Raw genomic sequence first — 16,491 nt, 5'->3', positions numbered from 1 at the left:
ACATATAAAAATGTGATTGTCAATGAGTTGCTGCACAGGCTTCATTATATATTACAAAAATATTAAATGTCAACAATTTATTACAAAAATATGACACATTTTGTAACAGCTCAGTCATGGGAAAATTCAGACAGAAAAAAGCGTTTTCCAAAGTTTTTTTTGAAAAACCCTTGACAAATGTGCTGGGTTAAAGTATATTAAACACAGATGTTAGCACTCCTCATCTATGAGTGCTAATAACCTAAAAGAGAGGAGGCCGCCAGAATGGAGCTGGATGAGAGAAAGATTACTATATTAAAAGCAATCATCAAAACCTATCTGGAGACGGGAGAGCCAGTCGGCTCTAGAACCATTTCCAAGTATACGGATTTGAAGCTGAGTTCTGCGACCATCCGCAATGAGATGTCTGATTTGGAGGAGATGGGATATATCCTGCAGCCTCATACATCAGCAGGGCGTATTCCTTCAGATAAAGGATATCGCTTCTATGTAGATCAGATCATGCAGGAAAAAGAACAGGAAGTGACAGAGATCAAGGAGCTGATGATTCAGCGGGTTGACCGGGTGGAACTGGTATTGAAGAAGCTGGCCCAGCTTTTGGCGACCAACACCAATTATGCGGCCTTGATCAGTGGTCCCCAGTACCACAGGAACAAATTGAAGTTTATCCAGCTTTCCATGATGGATGACAGGAAGCTTCTGATTGTTACGGTAGTGGAGGGAAATCTGATTAAGAATACCATGGTAGATGTTCCAAGGAACATCAGCCGGGAAGAACTGCTGAATTTGAATATTCTGCTGAACAGCGCCTTAAATGGACTGACGATTGAGGAAATCAACCTGGATGTAATCAGCAGACTGAAGGAGCAGGCAGGGGTTCACAGCAGTCTGGTGGATACGGTGCTGACAGAGGTTGCACGTGCCATTCGGGCTGATGAAGAGGATTTGCAGATTTATACCAGCGGAGCTACCAATATTTTCAAGTACCCGGAGTTAAGCGATGGAGATCGGGCAAGCGAGCTTTTAAAGGCTTTTGAGCAGAAGGATGTGCTTCAGGAGCTGATTACAGATGTGAATGAGGCCTCCGATGAGACAGGAATTCAGGTTTATATCGGAAATGAAACTCCGGTTCAGACTATGAAGGACTGCAGCGTAGTTACAGCAAATTATGATTTGGGCGAGGGAATCCGGGGAACCATTGGTATCATCGGTCCTAAGCGGATGGACTACGAGAAGGTGCTCGGCACTCTGAAGAATTTGATGAAGCAGCTGGATGCCACGTTTAAAAATGAGGAAAGGTGATAGACCATGAATCAGGATAATATGAATGAAGAAAAGAAATCCTGTCAGCAGGAGCCGGAAACAGCAGAGGATGCGGTAAAGGCGCCGGAGACAGAAGAACATATGGAAAATCAGGAAGCGCAGGACGCCGCAGAGGAGAAGGCAGATGGTTATGCATCCCAGTCCGACAGCAAAAAGGATCCCAAGGATGTACAGATAGAGGAACTGCAGGATCGCCTGAAACGGCAGATGGCCGAGTTTGATAACTTCCGTAAGAGGACAGAAAAAGAAAAGTCCTCTATGTATGAGATTGGAGCCAGAGACATTATCGAAAAGATTTTGCCGGTGCTTGACAATTTCGAGCGGGGACTGGCAGCCGTGCCGGAGGATGTGAAGGGTTCTTCCTTTGCCGAAGGCGTGGAAATGATTTATAAGCAGTTTGTGAAAACTCTGGAGGATGCCGGAGTAGAAGCAATCGAGGCAGTGGGACAGCAGTTTGACCCGAATATTCACAATGCAGTGATGCATGTGGATGATGAGAATTTCGGGGAGAATGAGATTTCACAGGAACTGTTAAAGGGCTACAAGTACCGTGGCACCGTGGTGCGCCACAGTATGGTACAGGTAGCAAACTGATTTGGAGCATTTATTTCATTTAGCATAGCAGGAGGAAAAAACTATGAGCAAAATTATTGGTATTGACCTTGGTACAACAAACAGCTGTGTAGCTGTTATGGAAGGCGGCAAGCCGGTTGTAATCCCGAACCAGGAAGGTTCCCGTACAACCCCGTCTGTAGTAGCATTTACAAAGACAGGAGAGAGACTGGTAGGTGAGCCGGCAAAACGTCAGGCTGTTACCAATGCTGATCGGACTATCTCTTCCATTAAACGTCATATGGGTACCGATTACAAAGTAAACATCGACGGCAAGAATTACACTCCGCAGGAGATTTCCGCTATGATTCTGCAGAAGCTGAAAGCAGACGCAGAGGCATATCTGGGTGAGAAGGTAAGCGAGGCTGTTATTACTGTTCCCGCATATTTCAACGATGCACAGCGTCAGGCAACCAAGGATGCAGGTAAGATTGCAGGCCTTGAGGTAAAGCGTATTATCAACGAGCCGACTGCCGCAGCTCTGGCTTACGGTCTGGACAATGAGAAAGAGCAGAAGATCATGGTATACGACCTGGGCGGCGGTACCTTCGATGTATCTCTGATTGAGATTGGCGACGGTGTTATTGAGGTTCTTTCTACCAACGGTGATACCCACCTGGGCGGCGATGATTTTGATAACCGTATTACCCAGTGGCTGGTAGATGAGTTCAAGAAGGCTGAGGGTGTTGACCTGTCTGGCGATAAGATGGCAATGCAGAGACTGAAAGAGGCTGCAGAGAAGGCAAAGAAGGAGCTGTCCACTGCAACCACAACCAACATTAACCTGCCGTTCATTACTGCAACTCAGGACGGACCGAAGCATCTGGATATGAACCTGACCAGAGCAAAATTTGATGAGCTGACCCATGACCTGATTGAGAGAACTGCAGTTCCGGTACAGAACGCTCTGAGAGACGGCGGCGTTACCACCAGCGAACTGGGCAAGGTGCTGTTAGTCGGCGGTTCTACCCGTATGCTGGCAGCTCAGGAAAAAGTAAAACAGATGACCGGCAAGGAGCCGAACAAGTCTCTGAACCCGGATGAGTGCGTTGCAATCGGTGCAGCAATCCAGGGTGGTAAGCTGGCAGGCGATGCAGGCGCAGGCGATATCCTGCTTCTGGATGTAACTCCTCTGTCTCTGTCTATCGAGACCATGGGTGGTGTTGCAACCAGACTGATTGAGAGAAATACCACTATCCCCACCAAGAAGAGCCAGATCTTCTCTACTGCAGCAGATAATCAGACAGCAGTTGATATCCATGTAGTACAGGGTGAGCGTGAGTTTGCACGGGATAATAAGAGCCTTGGCCAGTTCCGTCTGGATGGTATTCCGCCCGCAAGAAGAGGCGTTCCGCAGATTGAGGTTACCTTTGATATTGATGCCAACGGTATTGTAAATGTATCTGCAAAGGATCTGGGAACAGGAAAAGAGCAGCACATTACCATTACCTCCGGCTCCAATATGTCTGAAGCAGATATCGACAAGGCAGTGAGAGAGGCTGCTGAGTTTGAGGCACAGGATAAGAAGAAGAAAGAGGGCATTGACGCAAGAAACGAAGCAGATTCCATGGTATTCCAGACAGAAAAAGCTCTGGAAGAGGTTGGCGATAAGATCAGCGCCGACGACAAATCTGCAGTAGAGGCAGATCTGAATGCTCTGAAAGAAGCAATTAACCGTGCTCCTATCGACCAGATGACCGATGCTCAGGTAGAGGACATTAAGGCTGGTAAGGAGAAGCTGATGGCCAGCGCACAGGCTCTGTTTGCCAAGGTTTATGAGGCAGCTCAGCAGGCTGGAGCAGGCGCTCAGGGCGCAGGTCCTGACATGGGCGGTGCAGGAAATGCTTCTGCCGGACAGGATGACGATGTAATCGATGGTGATTTTAAAGAAGTATAATCAGGCATGACGAGAACCTGCCCGGAGGGAACCGGGCGGGGGATTTCTGCCGGGAAAGGCTGGCGCTTTTCCGGGGCCGCTCCTGGCAGCCCGGGAAAGGCGACAGCCGTTTCGGCGTATAAAGGAAAAGGCCGCCAGAGCGGCAGCCCTATGATGCGGGAAGGCAATTTGACAGAAAAAGAGGAAGGAAACCATCATGGCAGAGAGTAAGAGAGATTATTATGAGGTGCTGGGAGTTCCGAAGAATGCGGACGAAGCCGCTTTGAAAAAAGCATACCGTACCCTTGCCAAGAAATATCATCCCGACAGTAATCCGGGAGATGCAGAGGCAGAAAAAAAGTTTAAAGAGGCATCTGAGGCCTACAGTGTATTAAGTGATCCGGAAAAGAGAAGACAGTATGATCAGTTCGGCCATGCAGCCTTTGAAGGCGGCGCAGGCGGAGGAGCAGGCTTCGGAGGCTTTGATTTCAGCGGCGCAGATATGGGCGATATTTTCGGTGATATTTTCGGCGATATTTTCGGTGGAGGAAGAAGCCGCAGCAGTCAGTACAACGGCCCTATGCGGGGCGCCAATGTAAGAGCTGCCATCCGTCTTACTTTTGAGGAGGCCGTATTTGGCTGTGAAAAAGAAATTGAGATCAATTTTAAAGAAGAGTGCAGCAAGTGTCATGGAACTGGAGCGAAACCGGGAACCTCTCCGGAAACCTGTCCCAAGTGTAACGGAAAAGGTAAAATCATGTATACCCAGCAGTCCTTCTTTGGACAGGTACAGAATGTGCAGACCTGTCCGGAGTGCGGCGGTAAGGGAAAAGTTATCAAGGAGAAATGTCCGGACTGTTATGGAAGCGGATATGTTACCAAGAAGAAGAAAATCAAGGTTACCATTCCTGCCGGTATTGATAATGGACAGAGTGTTCGCTGTGCAGGCGGCGGAGAGCCTGGTGTCAATGGCGGAGAGCGGGGCGATCTGCTGGTAGAGGCAGTAGTATCCCAGCATCCGGTATTTAAGCGCCAGGATACCAGTATTTTCTCCACAGTTCCGATTTCCTTTGCTACAGCGGCACTGGGCGGTCCTATTCGCATCCGCACTGTAGACGGAGAAGTAGAATACGAGGTGAAAGCAGGAACCCAGACAGATACCCGTGTCCGCCTGAGAGGAAAAGGCGTTCCATCTCTGAGAAACCGCAATGTTCGCGGCGATCACTATGTAACTCTGGTCGTTCAGGTGCCGGAGCGGCTGAACGAAGAGCAGAAGGAAGCCCTGCGCCGGTTTGATGCGGCTATGAAGGGAGAGCATCTGGAGCCGGAAGAAAAAAAGCGGAAAGGAAAATTCTTTAAATAAATAAAATGGAAAAGAGGAGAGACTTATTCGCATCCCGGTGGGGATTTATCCTGGCCTGCATTGGCTCTGCTGTTGGAATGGGAAATATCTGGATGTTTCCTACCCGGGTATCCAAATACGGAGGCGGTTCCTTTCTGATTTGGTATTTTGCTTTTGTGGCTCTGATTGGATCTACAGGTGTGATTGGAGAAATGAGCTTCGGCCGCGCTACCCGATCTGGTCCAGTAGATGCTTTCGGAGCAGCCTGTGAGAAAAAGGGACTGAGAAAAGCCGGAGAGGCGATTGGTCTGATTCCGGTTCTCGGTTCTATGGCTCTTGCCATTGGATATACAGTTGTTATGGGCTGGATTTTTAAATATACCGCAGGAGTATTTACAGGCTCTGCCCTGGAACCGGCGGATATTGACGGCTTCAGCTCTGCCTTTGGCGGTATGGCCAGTTCTTTTGGAAACAATGGCTGGCAGATGGCGGCTCTGGCAGCGGCTATTGCTATTTTGATGTTTGGCATTGGCGGCGGCATTGAAAAGGTGAATAAGATTCTGATGCCCCTGTTTTTCTTTTTGTTTTTGGGGCTGGGGATATACATTGCATTTCAGCCGGGGGCAATATCGGGATATCGCTATATTTTCCGCATTGATCCGGCGGCCTTTTTCAACCCTCAGGTAATTATTTATGCTATGGGACAGGCCTTTTTCTCCCTGTCTGTAGCTGGAAATGGAACCTTGATTTACGGCTCTTATCTGGATGATCAGGAAGATATTCCTGCATCAGCCAGAAATGTGGCATTTTTTGACACTCTGGCAGCTATACTGGCGGCGCTGGTGCTGATTCCTGCCATGGCTACGGTGGGGGCCCAGCTGGATCAGGGCGGCCCGGGGCTGATGTTTATTTTCCTGCCAAATCTGTTTAAGGGGATGGCAGGAGGACGTATCATCGCCATGATCTTTTTTGTGGCTGTGACCTTTGCGGGAATCACATCTCTGATCAACCTGTATGAGGCTCCGATTGCCACAGTTCAGGAAAAGTTTCATATAGGCAGAAAATCCGCCTGCGCAGCAGTTGGACTGACTGGAGCAGCAGTTTCTCTCTGCATTCAGGGTATCGTATCAGACTGGATGGATGTAGTATCCATCTATATCTGTCCTTTGGGGGCGGGAATTGCTGGAATCATGTTTTTCTGGGTTCTGGGAAAAGTCTTTGTAGAGAAAGAAGTAAACAAAGGACGAAAAGAGCCCCTGGGCGGATGGTTTTATCCCCTTGGAAAATACGGATTTTGCGGAATCTGTATTCTGGTACTGTTAGTCGGTGCGGCAGTAGGCGGAATCGGCTGATAAAGAAGCAAAATAAAATAGACAAGCAGAAAATCAGACTGGAATATGATTTCTGCCGTCAGTCAGAACGGAAGTATCCGTTCAGGACTGGCGGCAGTTTTGCTACAGTTTGGAAATGGTATCCCAGGCTTCCTCATCAAATTCCAGATCCCGGAAATAGTACCGCTTATCCTCTTCCGTTATTTTTCTCAGTACCCGACAGGGATTGCCTGCTGCCAGAGACCAGTCGGGAATATCTTTTGTCACTACGCTTCCCCCACCGATTACCACATTATTTCCGATGGTGACGCCGGGAAGAATCACTGCATTGCCGCCAATCCAGACGTTGTTTCCAATGGTAACGGGAATTCCGTATTCATATAGAGAATTACGGGATACCGGGTGGAGGGGATGGCCTGCTGTATAGATGGCTACGTTAGGAGCCAGCATGCAGTTGTCTCCGATAGTTACTTTTGCTACATCAAGAATGGTACAATTGTAATTGGCATAGAAGTTTTTGCCCACTTCAATATGCTTTCCGTAGTCACAGAAAAAGGGCGGGTTAATAAAGGCGTGATCGGATTTACCGAGAAGCTCTTTTACGATGGCAGCCAGACCTTCAAAGTCAGAGCGATCGGCAAAATTAAACCGCTGAAGAATCCTGCGGCACTGGCGCTGTTCTTCCATGACAGCGTCATCGCTGATATAGGCCATAGATGCATCGCGGCGTTCTGGTTGAGTCATAGAAATACCTCCCTGTATGGTTTCGTGGTTTTTATTTTTCTATTTTATCACGTTTTTCTGTTTTGAGGAGAGTATAAAAAAGAAGCGGGATTTTTCACAGTTTGTTGAGCTGTGGGAAATCCCGCTTCTTTTGGTTGCAACCCTAATTTTTAAGGTTTTTTGAAAAGGAGTCTGCCCCTGTACAGGAGCTGCGGCGGTGTGTGATAGAGTGTAATGCATCAAGGGATCTCGTAAATGTTCTTGATAGGTTTTTTGCCGCATGTTCTGCTTCAGAGCGTTCCTCTTTTCATCCGTTCAATTAGTTAATGCAGAGGCAGTGAGTTTTATTGCACTTCTTTCAAAAAAATTGAAAAAATTTTTTAAATAAAAATAAATAACAATACTTATTAATATAAATAAGAAAAAACAATAAATCCAAAATTTTCATAAAAAACGCTAAAAATGAACAAAAATTTCACAATCTGACAGCCGCAGGAAATCAGCTCTCCTGTCAGTTTTTTCCTCATTTCACCCTTTTTCTTGAATCATTGGAATTCATAAAAAATAAATTGTTTTTTTAGAAAAACATAATAAATACAAAAACAGAAAAACTTGTTTTTTTATTAACAAAAAATAGTCGAAAACTACTTAGAAATGAGACAAAATGGTCGAGAAATGTATTATATACACAGTATACAAGGAGAAAAATGGAATTGAATGGCCTGTTTAATTATGTTATACTGATATGGATGACAAGGTGAGAGATTTTGTCAATAAAATGCAAGAAAAAAGTAGAGAAAGAGGGTAAGGATTCATGGGATTGGCTACATTTAAAGGCGGCGTTCATCCTTATGAAGGAAAAGAATTGTCCGAGCACAAGCCGGTACAGATCCTGATGCCGAAGGGAGATCTGGTTTATCCAATGTCTCAGCACATCGGCGCTCCGGCGATTCCGCTGGTGAAAAAGGGTGACAAGGTTCTGGCAGGCCAGAAAATCGGCGAAGCCAGCGGCTTCATTTCTGCAAATGTTATCTGTTCTGTTTCCGGAACGGTCAAAGCAGTTGAGCCGAGGCGTGTTGCAAACGGTGCAATGGTAAACTCCATTGTGGTGGAAAATGATGGTGAGTACACTGCTGTAGAGGGGCTGGGTGCAGACCGCGATCCGGCAAAGCTGTCAAAGCAGGAGATCCGCGATATTGTGAAGGAGGCCGGAATTGTAGGTCTGGGCGGAGCTGGATTCCCCACACATGTAAAGCTGGCACCAAAGGATGAGAGTAAAATCGAATATATTCTGGTGAATGGTGCAGAGTGTGAGCCATATCTGACATCTGACTACCGTTTGATGATGGAAGAGCCGGAGAAGTTAGTAGGCGGTCTGAAGGTGATCCTTCAGCTGTTTGACAACGCCAAGGGTGTAATCGGCATTGAGAATAACAAGCCGGAGGCAATTAAAAAGCTTCAGGAGCTGGTAAAGGACGAGTCCCGGATTGAGGTATGTCCTTTGCAGACCAAGTATCCTCAGGGCGGTGAGCGTTCTCTGATTTATGCAGTAACTGGAAGAAAGGTGAATTCCTCCATGCTTCCTGCGGACGCTGGCTGTATTGTAGATAACGTTGACACGGTTATTTCCGTATATAATGCTGTATGTAAGACAACGCCGCTGATGCGCCGCGTAGTTACCGTGACGGGTGATGCGATTGCAAATCCCCAGAACTTCCAGGTGAAGATCGGTACCAATATGCAGGAGCTGATCGAGGCAGCAGGCGGCTTTAAAACAGAGCCGGAGAAGCTGATTGCAGGCGGCCCTATGATGGGTATGGCTTTATTTGGAACGGATATTCCGGTGACAAAGACTAACTCCGCTCTGCTGTGCATGAGCAAGGACGAGGTTGCTGCCAATGCAGAGACGCCCTGTATCCGCTGTGGCAAGTGCGTAAGCGTATGTCCCAGCCATATTGTGCCGGTAAAGATGATGAAGGCAGCCTTAAAGGGCGACTGTAAGGCCTTTGAAAAGGTTGGCGGCATGGAATGTATGGAGTGCGGAAGCTGTACCTTTATCTGTCCGGCTAAGCGTCCTCTGACCCAGGCCTTCAAGGAAATGAGAAAAACGGTTGCAGCAAACCGCAGAAAGAAAGCGTAGGAGGGGAAGATAAGACATGAGTAAATTATTAAACGTATCCTCATCCCCGCACGTTCGGAGCAATGAGACGACCCAGAGCATTATGGTGGATGTGGCGATTGCCATGCTTCCGGCTACAGCCTTTGGTGTATTTCAGTTTGGGCTTCACGCGCTGCTGGTTCTGATTGTAACCATTGCGGCCTGCGTGCTGAGTGAGTATGTATTTGAAAAGATTACAAAAAGACCCTGTACCATCAGTGATTTCAGTGCCGTTGTTACCGGTATGATTCTGGCGCTTAATATGCCGCCGGAGATTGCCCTGTGGATTCCGGCTCTGGGCGGTGTGTTCGCCATTATTGTAGTAAAGCAGCTTTACGGCGGTCTGGGACAGAACTTTATGAACCCGGCTCTGGCAGCAAGATGCTTCCTGCTGATTTCCTTTACCGGCCAGATGTCTGCATTTACTCTGGACGGCTGGACGGGAGCAACTCCTCTGGCAGTATTAAAGGCAGGCGAGAGTGTAGATGTAGCAGCGATGTTTATTGGTAAGATTCCGGGAACCATTGGTGAGGTTTCTGTGATTGCCCTGTTAATCGGTGCAGCTTACCTGGTTGTGAAAAAAGTGATTTCCCTGAGAATTCCGGTTACCTATATTCTGACCACCGCTGTTTTCGTATTTATTTTTGGACAGCAGGATCTGAATTATGTACTGGCTCACCTTTGCGGCGGCGGTCTGATTTTCGGTGCCTTTTTTATGGCAACGGACTATGTGACCAGCCCGATCACACCAAAGGGCCAGATTGTGTTCGGTATTCTTTTAGGTATTCTGACAGGACTGTTCCGTATTTTCGGCGGTTCTGCGGAGGGTGTTTCCTACGCAATTATCATCAGCAACCTGCTGGTTCCGCTGATTGAGCGCTTCACTCTTCCGACACCATTTGGAAAGGAGGGCAAAAAATCATGAGTAAAGGCGGATTTATGAAAGATGCCATGATCCTGTTTGCCATCACACTGGTGTCCGGTGCATGTCTGGGCGGTGTTTATGAGATTACAAAGGCTCCCATTGCTGCGGCTGAGATGGCTGCCAAGGCAGAGGCTTATAAGACAGTTCTACCGGCAGCAGAGACCTTTGAGGAGGCTGGTTCTGCAGATGCTCTGGCAGCAGCCAATACGGAGATTTCAGGCCTGGGCTATGGCAATGTAACTGTGGATGAGGCAGTAAGCGGCAAGGATGCTTCCGGCGCAGAGGTGGGATATGTTGTTACCTCTACCTCCAAGGACGGATATGGCGGCGCAATTACCGTTTCTGTAGGTATTGAAGCAGACGGCACAGTTTCCGGCATTGAGTTTTTAACTCTGGCTGAGACAGCAGGTCTTGGTATGAATGCAGACAAGCCGGAATGGAAAGGCCAGTATGCAGGCAAGAATGTAGATTCATTTACTGTTACCAAAAACGGCGCTTCCGCAGAGAATGAGATTAATGCAATCAGCGGTGCGACCATTACTTCAAATGCAGTAACTGGTGCAGTAAACGGGGCAGTTTACTATGTAAAGAACTGCCTGGCACAGTAGGAGGTAGGAAGTCATGAATAAATGTGTAGAACGTTTATATAACGGTATTATTAAAGAAAACCCGACCTTCGTCCTGATGCTTGGTATGTGTCCGACTCTGGCAGTTACCACAACCGCCATCAACGGCGTCGGCATGGGACTGTCCACAACGGCAGTTCTGGTTTTCTCTAACTTATTTATTTCCGCATTGCGGAAAATTATTCCGGATCGGGTACGTATTCCGGCATATATTGTAATTGTTGCTTCTCTGGTTACTATTGTACAGCTGCTTCTGCAGGCATATATTCCGAGCCTGTATGAGTCACTGGGTATTTTTATTCCGCTGATCGTAGTAAACTGTATTATCCTTGGCCGCGCTGAGGCATATGCAGCAAAGAACGGTCCTGTGGAATCCGCTTTTGATGGTATTGGTATGGGTCTTGGATTTACTGTAGGTCTGACCTGTATTGCTATTTTCCGTGAGATCCTTGGTTCTGGCTCCATTTTCGGTATTGAGCTGATTCCGGAAAATTACCGTATTGCTATTTTCGGTCTGGCACCCGGAGCATTCTTTGTACTGGCTGGCCTGACTGCCCTTCAGAACAAATTTAAGGCTCCCTCTGCTACTAATGGCTCTGTGGCTCCTTCCAAGCTGGCCTGCGGCGGCAACTGCTTAACCTGCAGCGGCTCTGCATGTCAGGCAAACCATGAGGCTCTGGAAGAAATTCGCAGAAAGAAAGAAGAAGAGGCTCTGGCAGCAAAGAAAGCAGCCGCTGAGAAGGCAGCTGCAGCAAAAAAAGCAGCCGCTGAAAAAGCAGCTGCAGAGAAAACGGCAGAATAGGAGGGGCTGAGTAGATGAAAGAATTAATTTTAGTAATTGTGGGCGCTGCTCTGGTGAATAACATCATCCTGAGCCAGTTCCAGGGACTCTGCCCGTTCCTTGGTGTATCCAAGAAGGTAGACACCTCTCTGGGTATGGGCGCAGCCGTTATTTTCGTAATTGTGCTGGCCTCTATTGTGACAAACCTGATTTATACCTTTGTACTGGTACCGACAGGTCTTACCTATCTGCAGACCATTGCATTTATCCTGGTTATTGCAGCTCTGGTACAGCTGGTTGAGATGTTCCTGAAGAAAAATATGCAGTCCCTGTATCAGGCGCTGGGCGTGTTCCTGCCTCTGATTACCACCAACTGCGCAGTTCTGGGTTCCGCTCTGACCAACGTACAGAAGGAGTACAACTTTATTTTCAGCGTGGCCAACGGTTTTGGTACTGCAGTAGGCTTTACCATTGCAATTGTACTGCTGGCAAGTATCCGTGAAAGCATTGAAGACAATGATATTCCATTTAACTTTAAGGGATCACCCATTGTGCTGATCACCTCCGGTCTGATGGCGATTGCCTTCATGGGCTTTTCCGGTCTGATTTAACGGGAGGGATCGAAGGATGAATATGATGGGATTGCTCATGGCAGCAGGAATCATCGGTGCTATCGGTATTATTATCGGTGTACTCCTGGGACTGGCCAGTGAGAAGTTAAAAGTAGAGGTAGATGAAAAAGAAATCCTGGTTCGAGCAGAGCTGCCGGGCAATAACTGCGGCGGCTGCGGATTCCCGGGATGTGACGGTCTGGCAAGCGCGATTGCCGCCGGAACTGCAGCTGTCAATGCCTGTCCGGTAGGCGGTCCGGCTGTAGCTGATAAGATTGCCGCAATTATGGGCGTAGAAGGCGGAGCTTCTGAGAAGAAAGTTGCTTTTGTTAAATGTAAAGGTACCTGTGATAAAACCCGTGTACAGTACAATTACTTTGGTATTGATGACTGTGCCAAGGTTGCTGTAGTTCCCGGTGCTGGTGAAAAAGCCTGCTCCTATGGATGTATGGGTTACGGCTCCTGCGTAAAGGCCTGTGCTTTTGATGCGATTCATGTTGTGGACGGTGTTGCTGTTGTAGACAAGGAAAAATGTGTTGCCTGCGGCAAGTGTGTGGCTGCCTGCCCCAATCATCTGATTGAGCTGGTTCCCTACTCTGCAAAGCATCTGGTACAGTGTGCTTCCCACGATAAGGGCAAGGACGTAAAGGCCAAATGTGACAATGGCTGTATTGGCTGTACCCTGTGTACCAAGCAGTGTGAGTTTGATGCGATTCACATGGATAACAACGTAGCAGTCATTGATTATGAGAAGTGTACAAACTGCGGCAAGTGCGCAGAAAAGTGTCCTTCCAAGATTATTCTGTAAAAGTAAGCTTCATAAAGGTGCTGTCCGATCGTCGGTTGATGGTTGGGCAGTATCTTTTTTTTGTTATGGGAAGGTACATTTTGTGATATAAAAACGAACTGTGAGAATGGGCAATGTACTCTAGAGAAAAATGGCTGCTAACACAGCTGGGAAAGGGGAGATGAACAAGGCAGATTCTTTTTCAGAAGCTTGTAGAAGGTTTTTAAATGTGCTAAGATACAGGTAAAATTCCTGTTTTTGTCAACAGGCGACAGGATAGAAAAACAGTGTAATTCAGGGGTGTAAGAGGAATGCAGGGAAAACATGTGGAAAAAGGCGAAAGCGCTCAGGAGCAGTTTGACAAAATGACAAAAACTCCGGTTCATCAGCTGGTTTTGACATTGGGACTTCCCACTACGATCAGTATGCTGGTGACAAATGTGTATAATATGGCGGATACTTTTTTTGTAAGCCGCCTGGGAACCAGCGCCAGTGGAGCTACCGGCGTAGTATTTGCTCTGATGGCGATTATTCAGGCTTTCGGATTTATGCTGGGTCACGGGGCAGGAAGCAATATCAGCAGAAAACTGGGCGGAAGAGATGTGGAGAGTGCCAGAATCTTTGCCTCTACCAGCTTCTTTCTTTCGCTTTTGTGCGGCAGTTTGATGGGGATTTTGGGACTGGCTTTACAGGAACCGCTGATGCGTCTTCTGGGAAGTACTGATTCCATTTTGCCTTATGCAAAGGAATACAGTACCTGGATTCTTTTAGCAGCGCCTGCCATGGCCTCCAGCTGTGTGATGAACAATATTCTGCGGTATGAGGGAAAAGCGGTGTTTGCCATGATGGGACTGGCTTTCGGCGGAATTTTGAATATTTTTGGGGATGCGGTTCTGATTTTCGGATTGGATATGGGGGTCAGGGGAGCAGGAATTTCCACCGCAGTTTCTCAGTATGTGGGAGCGGCGATTCTGATCAGCCCCTTTCTCAGGGAAAAGGTTCAGAGCCGAATCAGCATAAAATATTTCACTCACAGCTGGAAGGATATTACCAATATTATAGCAGTGGGTTTTCCCAGCCTGATGCGTCAGGGACTCAACAGCGTTTCTGTGATGGTGTTGAATCTGTGCTCTGCTGTATATGGGGATGCAGCAATCGCAGCTATGAGTATTGTATCCAGGGTAATTAACTTTCTGTTCTGTGTGGCGCTGGGAATTGGGCAGGGATTTCAGCCGGTCAGTGCCTTCAACTACGGAGCAGGAAAATACAGCCGCGTGCGGGAGGGCTTCTGGTTCAGTATCCGCAGCAGTCTGGTTGTGTTAAGTATTTCAGCAGTAGCAGGATTTTTCTGTTCTGGATGGATTATTGCTCTTTTCCGGGATGATCCGGAGGTGATCCGCGTGGGTGTTCGGGCTCTTAGGGCTCAGTGTCTCTCTTTGTTTTTTCTTCCGATCTCTCTGTGCGGAAATATGCTGTTTCAGAGTATTGGAAGAAGCGGAATGGCAACTTTTTTGTCGATGATACGAAGCGGCATTGTATTTATCCCTATTTTGTGGATCTTCAGCCATGTATTTGGTCTGCTTGGAATTCAGATTTCCCAGGTGACGGCAGATATTATATCAGCAGCAATTACGCTTCCTTTCGTTGTATCTTTTTTTCGTTCCATGCCGGAGGACAGTGCAGAGAACTCATAACTGTTCACAGAACGTCTGGTTTACTCAAATTTTACTTGTGATGGTCTGAAAATTTATAGTAAAATAGTAACTGTTCAGGACGGTCATTCTTTCATAAAAAATTGCGTCCTATGAAAGAAAAACGCTCTGCGAGGATTGCCATGCGGCGTCAGAGAATTTTGCCGCAGAAGCGACCCGCCGCAGGCGGATAAACTCGCGAGCTTTTTTCTTATCTGGCAAGACCGAACAAGAAGAATGGGGGATTCATAAGGGTGAGAATCAGAGGAGAGATAAATGCATGAAGAAAAGAAAATGGACATTCTGGTCATTTGAGACAAATGAGATGGGCGCTTTGTCCATGTATCTGGAACAGATGGCAGAAAAAGGATGGTTTCCGGATAAGATAGGGGAGTGGGGAATTGTATTTTATGAGGGAGAGCCGGAACAAAGGCGTTATGCGGCAGCCTTTGTTCCCGGCGGTTCCTTTATAACAGGGCCTGACAGCTACGAGGCGCGGAAGATGAGAGAACAGTGCGGGAAGGCCGGATGGAGATTTCAGTGCGGAGGTCCTGGTATTCAGATTTTTTATGCCAGAAGCTGGGAGCTTCCACTGGCAGAGCCTTTAAAGGAGAATATCCAGTTTTCGATTCAGAAAAAAAGGCTTATGACATCCTGGTTTACAGTAGCCCTGCTGCTTGTTTTTTTTGTCTGGGCCATGAGAGATGTATTGGAAAATCCAGGAAAGAGCCTGGCAGATCCAGAGAGCCTAGCAGACGGACTTTTGCTGGTGATTCTGTCAGTATTTTTTGGAGGGAGAATTTTAGAAGGCATTTTCTGGTTTGTGCGGGGAAGCCGTCAGATGAAAGATACAGGAATACTCTTGCAGCACAGTTTGGGATATGTGAAGGTAAAGACTCTGGCAACGGCATTCTTAGGGATATTTCTGCTTGCCGGATATCTTGGCATATCTGGACTTTCTAGCAGAAATTCGGTGATATTTTTTGCAATTATGGCGCTCTTTTTTATATTGCTGGGAATGCAGTCCTGGATTCGTCTGCACGGGAGCGGAGATACTAGAGTAAAAAAGGGAAAATATGCTGTCTGCAGTGCGGCAGTCAGTATGATTTTTTGGGGAACAGCTGTATTTCTTATGGAAAAAAACATTCCGGAAAACAGAGCTTTGCAGGAAGATACATGGGAATGGATGTATCCTCTGGAAAAGATAGCCCCGGAATATGATACGGTTGAAAATTATCTTTTGGAAAATTTAAAAAGTCCGGCAGCTGTTTATCAGAGTCAAATAGGAAGAAGCAGCAAGACCGGGGCCAGAATGATGATCGAGTATTTTGAAAGTCCCATTCCTGCTGCGCTGCGCTTCAGCAGATCCGTCTATCCTAAGGATCGGGGTGATAAATGGAGAATTACCCGGACAGAGCTTTCGGCCGAGGATCCCTCGATGACTGTGGTACGGTTCCATTATAGTTTGGAGATTCCGGGGATGTCTGTTCGGGAGGATTCCGGGGATGCCTTTGATACGTATGTGATTACGGATGAAAGCAGGCTTTTAGTGCTGAACTTTTCAGAGGCTATGGAACCGGAAGCTATAAAAGCGGCAGAAGAGGCTTTTCAAAGCCAAAAAGAGTCGGCAGAATCGGAAATGAAAAAACGTTAGCCTGCAGGGGGCTTCTTTCCAGAAGAGGACCAGAACACTTATGATCCTCTT

General features: G+C 47.3%; 15 protein-coding genes. 14 read left to right on the top strand and 1 reads right to left on the bottom strand.

The annotated features are described in order from the left end of the window. Positions 1–264: 264 nt before the first annotated feature. Genes hrcA through ACESON_RS00485 form a run of 6 tightly spaced genes read left to right on the top strand, consistent with a single transcriptional unit; the run spans position 265 to position 6,505 of the window. Positions 265–1,302: a heat-inducible transcriptional repressor HrcA gene (gene hrcA, locus ACESON_RS00510; RefSeq protein ID WP_177960280.1), complete on the top strand. Its 1,038-nt coding sequence runs from the start codon at positions 265–267 to the stop codon at positions 1,300–1,302. A 6-nt stretch (positions 1,303–1,308) separates the two neighbouring features. Further along, on the top strand, positions 1,309–1,917 hold the full coding sequence (gene grpE, locus ACESON_RS00505; protein WP_373107921.1) for a nucleotide exchange factor GrpE: 609 nt from the start codon (positions 1,309–1,311) through the stop codon (positions 1,915–1,917). Between the two features lie 43 nt (positions 1,918–1,960). Then, positions 1,961–3,832, top strand: a complete 1,872-nt coding sequence (gene dnaK / locus ACESON_RS00500) for a molecular chaperone DnaK (protein ID WP_177960279.1) — start codon at positions 1,961–1,963, stop codon at positions 3,830–3,832. Between the two features lie 6 nt (positions 3,833–3,838). Beyond that, the gene (locus tag ACESON_RS00495; RefSeq protein ID WP_177960278.1) at positions 3,839–4,042 is read left to right on the top strand and encodes a hypothetical protein; all 204 of its coding nucleotides are present in this window, start codon (positions 3,839–3,841) and stop codon (positions 4,040–4,042) included. Then, positions 4,029–5,174 (top strand): molecular chaperone DnaJ, encoded by a 1,146-nt coding sequence (gene dnaJ, locus ACESON_RS00490; protein ID WP_177960277.1) that lies wholly within the window; start codon positions 4,029–4,031, stop codon positions 5,172–5,174. The genes ACESON_RS00495 and dnaJ overlap by 14 nt, the downstream gene beginning before the upstream one ends. Positions 5,175–5,179: 5 nt before the next feature. After that, positions 5,180–6,505, top strand: coding sequence for a sodium-dependent transporter (locus ACESON_RS00485; RefSeq protein ID WP_373107917.1), 1,326 nt, complete (start codon positions 5,180–5,182; stop codon positions 6,503–6,505). A gap of 102 nt (positions 6,506–6,607) precedes the next feature. Here ACESON_RS00485 and ACESON_RS00480 read toward each other — a convergent pair whose 3' ends face one another. Beyond that, positions 6,608–7,228 (bottom strand): sugar O-acetyltransferase, encoded by a 621-nt coding sequence (locus tag ACESON_RS00480; protein WP_373107916.1) that lies wholly within the window; start codon positions 7,226–7,228, stop codon positions 6,608–6,610. Between the two features lie 793 nt (positions 7,229–8,021). Here ACESON_RS00480 and rsxC point away from each other — a divergent pair. The 8 genes from rsxC (at position 8,022) to ACESON_RS00440 (ending at position 16,440) form a co-directional block, all read left to right on the top strand. Beyond that, a complete protein-coding gene (gene rsxC / locus ACESON_RS00475) occupies positions 8,022–9,347 on the top strand; it encodes an electron transport complex subunit RsxC (RefSeq protein ID WP_177960274.1) in 1,326 nt (441 codons plus the stop codon). Between the two features lie 16 nt (positions 9,348–9,363). Then, positions 9,364–10,290 carry an RnfABCDGE type electron transport complex subunit D gene (locus ACESON_RS00470; RefSeq protein WP_177960273.1) on the top strand — a complete coding sequence of 309 codons (927 nt, stop codon included), beginning with the start codon at positions 9,364–9,366 and terminating at the stop codon, positions 10,288–10,290. Then, on the top strand, positions 10,287–10,898 hold the full coding sequence (locus ACESON_RS00465) for an RnfABCDGE type electron transport complex subunit G (RefSeq protein ID WP_177960272.1): 612 nt from the start codon (positions 10,287–10,289) through the stop codon (positions 10,896–10,898). The genes ACESON_RS00470 and ACESON_RS00465 overlap by 4 nt, the downstream gene beginning before the upstream one ends. Positions 10,899–10,911: 13 nt before the next feature. Then, positions 10,912–11,718, top strand: a complete 807-nt coding sequence (gene rsxE, locus ACESON_RS00460; RefSeq protein ID WP_177960271.1) for an electron transport complex subunit RsxE — start codon at positions 10,912–10,914, stop codon at positions 11,716–11,718. 14 nt (positions 11,719–11,732) lie between these two features. Further along, on the top strand, positions 11,733–12,308 hold the full coding sequence (gene rsxA, locus ACESON_RS00455) for an electron transport complex subunit RsxA (RefSeq protein ID WP_177960270.1): 576 nt from the start codon (positions 11,733–11,735) through the stop codon (positions 12,306–12,308). A 22-nt stretch (positions 12,309–12,330) separates the two neighbouring features. Further along, positions 12,331–13,116, top strand: coding sequence for an RnfABCDGE type electron transport complex subunit B (locus ACESON_RS00450; protein WP_373108283.1), 786 nt, complete (start codon positions 12,331–12,333; stop codon positions 13,114–13,116). A gap of 290 nt (positions 13,117–13,406) precedes the next feature. After that, complete coding sequence (locus ACESON_RS00445) at positions 13,407–14,789, top strand: MATE family efflux transporter (RefSeq protein WP_373107911.1); 1,383 nt, start codon at positions 13,407–13,409, stop codon at positions 14,787–14,789. Between the two features lie 277 nt (positions 14,790–15,066). Further along, positions 15,067–16,440, top strand: a complete 1,374-nt coding sequence (locus ACESON_RS00440) for a hypothetical protein (protein WP_373107909.1) — start codon at positions 15,067–15,069, stop codon at positions 16,438–16,440. Positions 16,441–16,491 lie beyond the last annotated feature (51 nt).

This window comes from Lachnoclostridium sp. Marseille-P6806, from assembly GCF_964238185.1.
Lineage (GTDB): Bacteria > Bacillota > Clostridia > Lachnospirales > Lachnospiraceae > Brotaphodocola.
The sequence above is the reverse complement of the archived record's forward strand: the minus strand, read 5'-3'. Positions and strand labels throughout refer to the sequence as shown.

Coding starts and splice junctions, on each gene's coding strand:
- hrcA (WP_177960280.1), top strand. CDS start 265: ATGGAGCTGGATGAGAGAAAGATTACTATATTAAAAGCAATCATCAAA.
- grpE (WP_373107921.1), top strand. CDS start 1,309: ATGAATCAGGATAATATGAATGAAGAAAAGAAATCCTGTCAGCAGGAG.
- dnaK (WP_177960279.1), top strand. CDS start 1,961: ATGAGCAAAATTATTGGTATTGACCTTGGTACAACAAACAGCTGTGTA.
- ACESON_RS00495 (WP_177960278.1), top strand. CDS start 3,839: ATGACGAGAACCTGCCCGGAGGGAACCGGGCGGGGGATTTCTGCCGGG.
- dnaJ (WP_177960277.1), top strand. CDS start 4,029: ATGGCAGAGAGTAAGAGAGATTATTATGAGGTGCTGGGAGTTCCGAAG.
- ACESON_RS00485 (WP_373107917.1), top strand. CDS start 5,180: ATGGAAAAGAGGAGAGACTTATTCGCATCCCGGTGGGGATTTATCCTG.
- ACESON_RS00480 (WP_373107916.1), bottom strand. CDS start 7,228: ATGACTCAACCAGAACGCCGCGATGCATCTATGGCCTATATCAGCGAT.
- rsxC (WP_177960274.1), top strand. CDS start 8,022: ATGGGATTGGCTACATTTAAAGGCGGCGTTCATCCTTATGAAGGAAAA.
- ACESON_RS00470 (WP_177960273.1), top strand. CDS start 9,364: ATGAGTAAATTATTAAACGTATCCTCATCCCCGCACGTTCGGAGCAAT.
- ACESON_RS00465 (WP_177960272.1), top strand. CDS start 10,287: ATGAGTAAAGGCGGATTTATGAAAGATGCCATGATCCTGTTTGCCATC.
- rsxE (WP_177960271.1), top strand. CDS start 10,912: ATGAATAAATGTGTAGAACGTTTATATAACGGTATTATTAAAGAAAAC.
- rsxA (WP_177960270.1), top strand. CDS start 11,733: ATGAAAGAATTAATTTTAGTAATTGTGGGCGCTGCTCTGGTGAATAAC.
- ACESON_RS00450 (WP_373108283.1), top strand. CDS start 12,331: ATGATGGGATTGCTCATGGCAGCAGGAATCATCGGTGCTATCGGTATT.
- ACESON_RS00445 (WP_373107911.1), top strand. CDS start 13,407: ATGCAGGGAAAACATGTGGAAAAAGGCGAAAGCGCTCAGGAGCAGTTT.
- ACESON_RS00440 (WP_373107909.1), top strand. CDS start 15,067: ATGAAGAAAAGAAAATGGACATTCTGGTCATTTGAGACAAATGAGATG.